Origin of the sequence: Carnobacterium sp. (assembly GCF_032094055.1) — a bacterium.
Lineage (GTDB): Bacteria > Bacillota > Bacilli > Lactobacillales > Carnobacteriaceae > Carnobacterium_A.
Genome location: NZ_DAMDAK010000048.1, coordinates 3,617 through 14,096, shown reverse-complemented (window position 1 = coordinate 14,096; position 10,480 = coordinate 3,617). Strand labels below are relative to the sequence as shown.

The 10,480-nt window shown below is 36.9% G+C and carries 10 protein-coding genes and 1 riboswitch; of the genes, 5 read left to right on the top strand and 5 right to left on the bottom strand.

What is annotated here, in order from left to right; all coding sequences use genetic code 11:
- Window positions 1-963: 5'-nucleotidase C-terminal domain-containing protein (locus RT405_RS08450; protein ID WP_313469080.1), on the top strand; the 963-nt coding region annotated here is incomplete at its 5' end.
- 48 nt (window positions 964-1,011) lie between these two features.
- Entirely contained in the window at window positions 1,012-2,403 is a 1,392-nt protein-coding gene (locus RT405_RS08445; protein WP_313469079.1) for a hypothetical protein, read from the top strand.
- Window positions 2,404-2,499: 96 nt separating this feature from the next.
- Here the strand turns inward: RT405_RS08445 and RT405_RS08440 are convergent, their stop codons facing one another.
- A complete protein-coding gene (locus tag RT405_RS08440) occupies window positions 2,500-2,757 on the bottom strand; it encodes a YrhK family protein (RefSeq protein ID WP_313469078.1) in 258 nt (85 codons plus the stop codon).
- A gap of 259 nt (window positions 2,758-3,016) precedes the next feature.
- Between RT405_RS08440 and RT405_RS08435 the strand changes: the two genes are divergently transcribed.
- The gene (locus RT405_RS08435) at window positions 3,017-3,685 is read left to right on the top strand and encodes a DUF421 domain-containing protein (protein ID WP_313469077.1); all 669 of its coding nucleotides are present in this window, start codon (window positions 3,017-3,019) and stop codon (window positions 3,683-3,685) included.
- A 49-nt stretch (window positions 3,686-3,734) separates the two neighbouring features.
- Here the strand turns inward: RT405_RS08435 and RT405_RS08430 are convergent, their stop codons facing one another.
- Window positions 3,735-4,598: a hypothetical protein gene (locus RT405_RS08430; RefSeq protein WP_313469076.1), complete on the bottom strand. Its 864-nt coding sequence runs from the start codon at window positions 4,596-4,598 to the stop codon at window positions 3,735-3,737.
- A 431-nt stretch (window positions 4,599-5,029) separates the two neighbouring features.
- Window positions 5,030-5,211, top strand: a riboswitch (Lysine riboswitch).
- A 98-nt stretch (window positions 5,212-5,309) separates the two neighbouring features.
- On the opposite strand from RT405_RS08430, the gene RT405_RS08425 reads away from it, so the two are divergent.
- Both RT405_RS08425 and RT405_RS08420 read left to right on the top strand, forming a co-directional pair.
- The gene (locus RT405_RS08425) at window positions 5,310-7,028 is read left to right on the top strand and encodes a Na+/H+ antiporter NhaC family protein (RefSeq protein ID WP_313469075.1); all 1,719 of its coding nucleotides are present in this window, start codon (window positions 5,310-5,312) and stop codon (window positions 7,026-7,028) included.
- Window positions 7,029-7,116: 88 nt separating this feature from the next.
- Window positions 7,117-7,536: a pyridoxamine 5'-phosphate oxidase family protein gene (locus RT405_RS08420; protein ID WP_192987228.1), complete on the top strand. Its 420-nt coding sequence runs from the start codon at window positions 7,117-7,119 to the stop codon at window positions 7,534-7,536.
- Between the two features lie 96 nt (window positions 7,537-7,632).
- Here the strand turns inward: RT405_RS08420 and RT405_RS08415 are convergent, their stop codons facing one another.
- From RT405_RS08415 to RT405_RS08405, 3 genes are all read right to left on the bottom strand, one after another.
- Complete coding sequence (locus RT405_RS08415) at window positions 7,633-8,634, bottom strand: N(5)-(carboxyethyl)ornithine synthase (protein ID WP_313469074.1); 1,002 nt, start codon at window positions 8,632-8,634, stop codon at window positions 7,633-7,635.
- Between the two features lie 222 nt (window positions 8,635-8,856).
- Window positions 8,857-9,213 carry an MmcQ/YjbR family DNA-binding protein gene (locus tag RT405_RS08410; RefSeq protein WP_313469073.1) on the bottom strand — a complete coding sequence of 119 codons (357 nt, stop codon included), beginning with the start codon at window positions 9,211-9,213 and terminating at the stop codon, window positions 8,857-8,859.
- 265 nt (window positions 9,214-9,478) lie between these two features.
- Window positions 9,479-10,480, bottom strand: a 1,002-nt coding sequence (locus RT405_RS08405) for an isomerizing glutamine--fructose-6-phosphate transaminase (protein ID WP_313469072.1), incomplete at its 5' end; no start/stop codon positions are given.

Genomic DNA, 10,480 nt, shown 5'->3' with positions numbered 1-10,480 from the left:
AATGAAATAGTAGGTGAGCTGAAAGGAATGAATTTAGTTCCCGAAGACACAATCAAGGGCATCCCAGCAGTTCAAACACAAGAGACTCCTTTGATAGACTTTTTACATGAAGTGATGCTCTACTACAGTCATGCAGATGTCGTTGCTCATCAAATTGATAACGATCAAGCTTCATTAGAAATCGGAGCGATTCGAAAAAAAGATTTAGGGTATAATTACCAATTTGAGGATGGAGACGTTTCTGTTTACAAAGTAACTGGCCAGGATTTAAAAGATTATATGGAGTGGGCTGCTGGTTATTTTAATACCGCCCAACCGGGAGATGTCACGATCAGCTTTAATGAAAAGCGGCGAACAGCTGATAAAGTGACGAACGATTTATTTGGAAATATCAAGTATGAAATAGATTTAAGTGAAGAACCAGGAAACCGAATCAAACAGTTACGTAAACTAGATGGTACGCCCATCAAGATGGATGACTCATTAAAACTAGGAATGAACTCAAGAAGAATGGAGTTTCTACGTTCAAAAGGCGAATTATTTTCAAATCGAGAATTTAATAAAATATGGGAATCTCAAGCCGAAAGTGCATATGGTGCAACAGAAGGCACTCTTCAAAAACTGGCCACTAAATATTTAGTAGAAGAATTGAATGGGACATACACACCAGAACTAAAAAACAATTGGAAAATAGTGGGAATAGAGACCGAATCTCCAGCTTATTCAGCTGTTGTCGAACTTGTCAATAAAGAGATTTTAGATATACCCCGCTCAAAAGAGGGAAGCGGAACGAATATAGCCTCTATCAATGTAGCTAAGCCGGTTACTAAAGAAGAAGTCAGTTACTTGTCTTCAAAAGCTAATGTGGACAAAAAGCAATTTGCGGATGTGAAGACAACAGGTGAGTTTTATTTACAGTTAGTTCAAGCATTAAAAGAACAAGAATCCGTTAACGATAAATAGGAAATTTATTTAACCTATTTTTAGCTATTTGTAGGAAAGGAAAAAATAATGAAGAAAAGTACCTCTCTCTGCTGGATGATTGGCTTATTATGGAGTATCTTCTTTGTATTATGGAGTCCAGAAGTCTACGGTCAGACGGAAAGCGTGACTAATCAATACGCAAGTAAAGATTCAGCAGATTCAGTGGTAGATAAGAAGGCTGATTTGCCAGAAATCTATCAAAACACAAAGATTTATAATGGGATGCTCTCTTTTGATAGAAAACTCTCTTATGAGATAAAAAATCAAGAAGGGACGATGACAGATATTCCAGTAAATAAAACTGGAAAATTTGCTGTGGATTTTGGTGAAAAAGAGTTTAAGGTTGGAGACACGCTTATTTTTCACATAATTAGTGATGAACCAGCTGGAATGGAAGAGACTATTGAGAAGCAAATTTTACCAGCAACAGCAGGTAAAGAAGTTATTTATATTGAAGCAGGATCTTCTGAAGAAAAAGAACTTGAAGCAAACACGGTTTTACCTACGCTCTATCCCTATACCAAACACTATATGGGCACAACAGTCCCTGGTTCTTCTATTCGGTTATTAATCAATACACAATTAAGCGATCAAATCCAAGCGGATGCTGTGACTGGAGAATTTACACTGTCTTTTGATGATCAAGAATTACAAACAGGGCAAGTGATCCAATTCATTTTGTTATCTAATGGGATTACACATCTCATGGAAAAGATGGTTTCAGAACCGACAGAAGAGTGGAAAAAACGAGTAGCTGAAATCAAACAAGCTACTGAATTACCAGATATCTATCAAAACATGGGGAATTACGCTGGAAAAACCATTTCCGAAGCAACGATAACCCTTAACTACCGTGATCAATTGGAGGCTGAAAGCACAGCTGATAAAAACGGTAATTTTATCTTTGATTTAAGCATGCTCACCGAAATAAGTGCAGAAGACAGCCTTGAGATTACAATAACGGATACAACAGGTGTGTTTGCAACTTTTGAAAAAGTGGTTTTATTGGAAAAAAGTCAGGCGGATAATGAGGAACAAGTCTCCGATTTAGAAATAGGAGAAGAAAATAAACTACCAGAGGTTGACGAGCATCAAGAGTCTCTTACGAAAAATGAAAGTCAAAAGAAGACGAAAGACAAACAGAGATCGCCGCTGGAGGAGATTACTGATAAAACTCATTTTTCGCTGTTACCTGATTCAACGGAACCAGGAAAAACAGCACATGTAAAAAATGAAGGAACTGCATTACCTGAATCAGAAAATGAAACCATCCTGTTTTCTTCAGCAAAGGAAAATACTGAAGTATTGGAAAAAAGTAAAAATGAAGCTGGAAAGTCAGCAGATAACGATTCTACTGCTCTAATGGGGCTTGTTGTGCTAGGCACGCTTGTGATGTCCGCATTTTTATATAAATATTAAAGGCAAACTCCAAAAATAAATAAAGAGATTCTTTTTAAACCTGCTGCTTTTGCAGTGGGTCTTTTTTTTCTGTTCCTCTTATTAAAGGGTTTAGTCTTACAGTTTTGAAATCCAAGTCTTCCGAAGAATTTTAAGAATAGGACGTATAGTTAAGAAGATACTGGCTAATAAATAAATAACACTACCATAAACAGCAGGAGCACCAAAAAGATTCAATAAACTACCAGCTACAAACATTAATCCAGTGATAACATCATTCGTTAATGAAATAATTTGGTATTTTTGTTGGAAATAAATTTTGAAACGTTTGGATTTAATGACAACATCATTTTTTTTATGATTGATTTCTGGCATAACTGTTCTTCCTTTCTTAAGCGATTATTTTTTAGTGTTTACTATAAACTTATTTTATCAAATAATGTCTGAAAACTCAGGTGATAAGGTAGCTCAAGTTATCCAGTCGTATTGGAGAGGAGCGATAGACCCCATCCATCAAGTTTTTGGTCCATCCATAAATATTAAGGCACTTCAATGGCACTTCTCTAATAGAAACGCTAGAATAAAGAAAAGAATAGCGATTACAATTACTAGGTTGAAGAGAGGGCTGTCTATTATGTATGAAAGTATTGTGTTAAAGGTTGCTTTTGGATTAATCGGGTTATTGTTTTTTACCCGTTTATTAGGGAAAAAAAGTATGTCTGATATTACACCATTTGATTTAATTTATACTTTGGTACTGGGAGGCCTTTTGGAAGAATCAATCTACGATGAAAAAATCCATTTAGTCCATTTTTTTCTAGCTTTGACGGTATGGGGAGTTATGATTTACAGTATTGAAACGCTCGTACAAAAAAATGATAGAATCAACAAATGGATCAAAGGTGAGCCCTGCGTTTTAGTGCAGGATGGACAGCTGAATATCAAGGGATTGAACAGCAATCATGTAGAAATGGAACAGTTAAGAACGATGATGAGGCAGCAAAACTGTTTTTCTTTGCAAGAAGCAAAACATGTGATTCTTGAAACAGGCGGAACGATTAGTGTGATGAAAAATGAAAAAGAAGATACGATATTGACCATTCTTTTAATCGATGAAGGGAAATTAAGTGGAAAAGCATTGGACAGTATTCATAAAACAGAAGATTGGTTACGGGAACGGTTAAGAAAAGAAGGACAGACGCAAATAGAGGAAATTGCATATGCTGAATGGTCGAGTGAACGAGGTCTATATATTAAAACTTATGCTGATTCAATAAAAGAACCTTATGAAATTGATGGTTAATAAATAAAAATATCCTATCCTTTCTTTAAACAAAAAGGATAGAATATCTTTATTCAAAGGCTACAGCGATCATCAATGCGTCGATTGGATCAACTACTTGATCAATAACATAGACTGTTGTTCCATCTTGCCAAAGGATCCGGTTGGTTTCACGCTCCGAATCAAGATGAGCATAACCATGCGGGTTAGGAACAGGAAGACTGTTCTTTTCTAAGAATTCTACTGCTTCTTTCGCTAATTCAGTACCTTGTTCGCCATTTGAGGTTCTGGCATGGACAGCCAAAGCCCATTGGCCTTCATTCCAGCCAGTATACACAGAACCGGCTCCTGCATCTTGATAGCCGGTAATATCATACCCTAGATCGACTTCTTGTCCGCCTTGTTCACTAAACGTTTGATGGGCTATTTGATCGTCAGCTTCTTTTTGAGAAGGATATTGTTGAACCGTTAATTGGGCGATTTTTTCAGCTGAGCTGGTACCATCGGTTAACTGCTGATTGTTAATCGGGATTGGTTCATCACTTTCATAAAAGACAACAGCATAGGTGCCTGCTTCGGATGAAGTAGTCGCACTTAGATGTTTGCCCTCTTTCATTGGGAGTTGTTTAGGCAAATTGATAGGCGCATCGGTATAGAGTTCATTTTCAATGGCTTCAAGAACCTCTTGTTGAGATAAAGCAGCGGGTTGTTCGCTCGAACTTGTTGATGAAGCCGCACTTGATTGACTGTCTGCTTCACTGCTAGACCTTTCTTCAACTGTGCTTTCCTGACTGCTGCTTTGGCTAGTTTCTTCTGCAGAACTTGCTTGAGAAGATGTGCTATTTGTTTCATTATCAGTGGCGTTGTTCATTGAACAGCCGGCTAATACTGCCATTGTTATAAATGCAGGAAACAAAGCCTTTTTATTTATCATAAAACCATCCTTTCTTAAACTGAAAAAGTTTTCTATAATTATTATAAAAGATCTGAACCATGATACCTAATGATTTGTTTTAGTATGATCAGGTAAAAAAGGTAACATCTTCTTAACTTTCTTTAATAACGCTTCGACTACTTTAGTGCCTAACATACCGGTGGCGCCCGTGATTAAAATTTTCATATGAAACCTTCTTCTAGTTACAAATTGAAAGCGTTTGTGCATACAAATAGTTTACACTTGATTAAACAGTTAATCAACTTAAAGACCATAAACGAATTTCTCTGTTAGTGACAAATAACAACCTATTCTTTAAAGGCAAGAAGAAAATAGGGCAAAAGCAGTATTAAAATCGGATGTGGATTAGCAGAATGCAGCTGTCAAAATGTAAAAAAATACTGTATACTAAAAGATAGGATTTTAAAAAAAATAAAGATAGAGGCGCGGTTTTTAAGAGTACAACTAGTGAGAGGGCACGATGAAGTAGTTGGAAAGGGAAAATCGCCGAAGTGTTTAACAGAGCCAAACTGTTGGATGCTGGGGCTGGGCAGAATATGTTCAGCACTGTCACAAAATTTCAGGCATGAATTTGTGGAGGACTATCAACAAAGGGTATCGAATTGTGTGAATCCATACATAAAGTGCGCCTTGAGTTGAATAGAACTCAAGGCGTTTTTTTGCGTTCAAATTAAGAAAGGGAGTAAGAAAATGAAGAAGAAAATTGGTTTGGTTTCAGTCTTAGCCATTTTTATGGTAGTTGCTGCTAATATGGATTTCTCAAATGGAGACGGTTCTGCTGTCAATTATGGTTGGTTTACATTAGTACCGCCTCTTGTTTCAATAATATTAGCCTTTGTAACTAAAAATGTTATTATCTCATTATTTATTGGTATTTTTTCAGGAGCATATGTGCTTCATTTAGCAACGAGCAATTCTTTTTTTGCGATTATACAAGCATTTTTAAGTGTTGTAGACTATGCGTTGACTTCTTTGGCTGATCCTTGGAATGCGGGGATCATTCTCCAAGTTTTAACAATAGGCGGATTAATTGCCTTAATGACTAAAATGGGAGGCGCAAAAGCTGTTGCTGCTGCTTTGTCAAATAAAGCCAAAGGCCCTAAAAGTGCTCAAGTGATTACATGGATTTTGGGAGTACTGATGTTTTTTGATGATTACGCTAATTCCTTAATTGTTGGACCTGTGATGCGGCCAGTGACGGATGAAAAACATGTCTCTAGAGAAAAATTAGCCTTTATTGTTGATGCAACGGCAGCTCCGATTGCCGGAATAGCCTTAATTTCAACTTGGGTAGGGTATGAAGTGGGTTTGATCAAGGAGGGGTATGAAGCGATTGGCCAAACAGTCAATGCTTATGGTATTTTTGTTCAAACGTTACCTTATCGATTTTATAATTTCTTAATGTTGGCTTTTGTATTAGCGACTATTCTGTTATTAAAAGAATTTGGTCCCATGCTGAACGCTGAAAAAAAAGCACGTAATCGTACTCTATATGACGAAGATGAGTTGAGTATGGTCTCGTCAAAAGAAATTGATGAGATGGAACCAGCTGAAGGAACAAAATTAAGCATTTGGAATATGATTATTCCAATCGGTACGCTAATTGTAGCGGCATTTGTTGGTTTTTATTTCAATGGATACAATGCAATTATGGAAAATGGAGAAGCTGCAGCGATAGCAGTTCTGAAAACAAATCCTTTATCTCTTTTGGCCATCCAAGAAGCTTTCGGTGCTTCAGATGCGAGTATCGTGTTGTTTCAGGCAGCTTTACTGGCAAGCCTCATAGCCATGACGATGGGTGTATCACAAAAGACCTTTACATGGGGTGAAGCAGTCGACACTTGGATCAATGGAATGAAATCTTTGATTATTACGGGAGCAATTTTATTGCTGGCTTGGTCATTGAGCGCTGTTATCAGAGAATTAGGTACAGCAGAATTTTTAGTTTCTTTGTTATCTGATACAATGCCTGTATTCTTACTGCCGACTATTGTCTTTATTCTAGGTTCAATTATTTCGTTTGCGACTGGGACATCTTATGGCACAATGGGAATTTTAATGCCGCTGGCCATTCCATTATCAGCAGCATTATCCAACAATCCTGATTTTATTATCACCACAACTGGAGCCGTTTTGACAGGGGCTATTTTCGGCGATCACTGTTCACCGATTTCCGATACAACTATTTTGTCATCGATGGGAGCAGGAGCAGATCATTTAGAACATGTAAAGACCCAATTGTTGTATGCGATCGTGGTTGCAGCCATCGCTGTTATTTTCGGATTTATTCCTGCTGGTTTAGGGCTATCCATTTGGATCGTGTTGCCGATTGCATTGATCGTAACAGTTGCTGTTGTTTACTTCTTCGGTAAACGTGTGACTGAATCCGCTTCTGAAAGCCTAAAATAAAAGGTGTAACAAAGCTTAAAGTGGTATCTTTTGATTAGAAAAATAAAGTATGTCATACTATATTTACTAATTAATTGGGGGTATTAAAATGGCAGATGAAAGAGAAAAAGCGTTAAAAATTATTTCTAAAAACAATATTGGCGTCTTATCCACTGTTTCAGATAACAAACCCAAAGCTTATTATATGACCTTTTTTAATGAAGGTTTCGTTTTATACACATTAACAGATAAAAGAACCACCAAAGTAAAAGAGTTAGAAGAAAATCCGAATGCATTTGTATTATTAGGATATGAAGAAGGCGTCTTGAATAAAGATTATGTAGAGATCGAAGGGAAGCTTTCTCTTACTGATGATCAGTCTTTAATTGATCATCTATGGAGCGCGTACATGAACGTTATCTTTGATGGGAAAGATGATCCTAATATTCTGATTTTACAATTAAAACCAGAGACAGCAAGACTGCGAGGAACAAAAAATAACGATGCGATTCCGATTGATCTTAGCTAATAAACCAAGATCAGAAAAAAGAGTGCTAACTAACGGCAATTTTTATTGCATTAGTTAGCGCTCTTTTTATTTTTCTGAATTAGGAAGAAAGGATCATCAGCTGATATTTTTTAGGGAATCAATTGTAACCCTACTTTGGAATTGGTTGATGCGTTCATCAAGAATCTGTCCCTGTTCTATAATTAAGGCTTGATCTAAAACGTTATTGGGGCGGCTCTCAACTAAGTCATCAATGTATTTAGCGGTTTCTTGTGAAATTGCACTTGAAGAAGTCTGATAAAAAATAGTTGGTGTATGATCGACTGTGTAGTGAACAATCCCCTCTACTTCATAAATGGGATGAGCTAATGTTGTAGGGATAGTCGTTTCAATTGCGCCATTTTCATCACAACTGACATCAATGATCATTGTACCTTTTTTTAATTTTTTCAGATCTTTTTGATAAATCAGATGGTCTGTACGGACAGTATCCCATAAAATTGCATTAACAATTACATCAAAGTTAGCCATTTCTTTCCGGAACAGTGCTTCTTGTCTGCGGTCATATACTTGGACATCCGCCCCTAAACTCGTTAAGATTTTTTGAGCTCCACGAGCTGTGTTGCCACGACCTAAAAGTGCCACTTTGGTATCATATGGCATAACACCATTCAATTGATAAGCATGCATGACCGCTGCTTCGCCGGCCAATTCATTATTGCGCCAGTAAGAATGTCGGTTATCTTCATACATATCTTCCCAAGCATAGGCAGAAAGACCATTAGCTATTAAGATTTCTGTTACTTCTTTGCTTTGGACTGCATGAATCCAGCCAAAAAGAGTTTGTCCTGATTGCAAGCTTTTTAAAAAATCAGCATCGCCAATTTTAGGATCGCAAATAATATCTTGTGACAAAGCAACTTGTCTTGAAACAATTTGGCAGCCTAAAGCCGCATATTCGTTATCAGAAATATTTAAATCGCTTCCATAACCTTGTTCAAAAAACAGAACTTCTCGATGCTGAATGTGTGCAACATCTCTAGGCAGCAAAGCAATTCGTTTTTCACCAGTTTTATGGCTGTTGACAAACCCAATAGTTTTCACTTGTTCTTGTAGCATATTCCTAACCTCCTATGTGTAATCATTATGTGCGAGAAAGCCGGACATAGTACTTCATTATCTCATTAATATAGTTTCATTACAAATTCACTTAAAAAAAGAAAAAAACAAGTCAAAAGCTGACGAATAGTCAGTACCTTTTGGCTTGTTTTTCATCAAAATGAGTGTTTTTTTGTTAGATTCTTCCGCGATCACGCTCTTTTTCAAAAAAGATAGCATGGTTTACTTGGTTAAATTAAAACTTTGCTCAATTAAGTTATAAACTTCTTCTTTTGAATCTATATCTTTTAAAACAAGGGATATCCAGTTTTCCTTATCCATATGATATCCGGACAAAATACTCTTTCCATCTCTTAAACCGTCACTCATCTCGGGAGGACACTTTAAATTTAGAATATCTATTTCGTCATTTCCATCTAAACCTAATTTTTCTGGGAGAACATTCATTACAAGACCATACCATTTTTCGTTAGATTCATGTCTTAAAGCAGCATAGTGTGGAAATTTTTGAAATGGGTAATCAGGAGATGTATTGAAGTTTTCTTTAATGTGCTTAAAAATATCTTTTCTTGTTAACATACTGAATCAGTCCTCCAATAATTTAAATAGATTTTTGGTATTTCCAATCCAGATGGAACAATAGTGATTTTTTTAAGTCATCTTCATAATCGATGTGAAGGTAAATACATCTTAGTAACTGTCAATATTAAGTCTTTTGTATGAAACAATAGGACTTGTTTGTTGCATCGTCCTGATCTGTCTGGTCAATGTGATTGTACCAAACTTTTTTATAAACTATCAAACTTTATTTCAAGCCACAAATGATTCGCGAAAGAACGTTTTATTATTCAACAGTCACGCTTTTAGCAAGATTTCTTGGTTTATCTACGTCGTTCCCACGTTGCAAGCTAGTATAATAAGCCAACAATTGGGTGGGAATGACACTGACTAATGGAGTAAGTAAAGGATTGACTTTTGGCAAGATGAACTGATCGCCTAGTTGTTCTAGTCCTTCCATAGCAAAAACGATTGTATTCGCTCCGCGGGCTTGAACTTCTTGTACATTTCCACGTGTATGTCCAGCGATACCTTCATCCGTAATAACCGCGATTACTGGAGTGCCTTCTTCAATCAATGCGATCGTTCCATGTTTTAATTCTCCAGCAGCAAAGCCTTCAGTCTGTACGTAAGAAACTTCCTTCAGTTTTAGTGAAGCTTCCATAGCTACATAATAATCAACTCCGCGACCAATATAAAAAGCATTGCGGCTGATACTTAAATAATCTGCTGCCATTTGTTCGATTTGATATTTTTCAGAGAGAATACTTTCCATCCCGCTGGCTACGATTCCAAGATCGTGACCAATGGAATCCTGTACAACTAGACCTGTTTCTTTACCTGCCACTTCGGCTAATATGGCTAAAACGGCGATTTGAGCAGTATAAGCTTTGGTAGAAGCGACAGCTATTTCAGGGCCGGCATGTAACAGTAGAGTAAACTCTGCTTCGCGAGAAAGTGTTGAGCCAGCTACATTGGTTAAGGTTAAAGAAGGGTGGTCCATCTCATTGACTTTAACCAACACTTGACGGCTGTCTGCTGTTTCTCCGCTTTGTGACAAGAAAATGAAGAATGGTTTTTTGGTCAATAAAGGCATATTGTGTCCAAATTCACTGGATAAATGAACTTCAGTAGGGATATGAGTTAGTTTTTCTAACAGCTGTTTCCCTACCCATCCTGCATTGTAACTCGTTCCGCAAGCTACGATATAAATCCGATCACTGGCAATCAATTTAGCAAGAATGGTTTTATCTAATTCAAATACCCCTTCATCATTTTGATAAGCTTG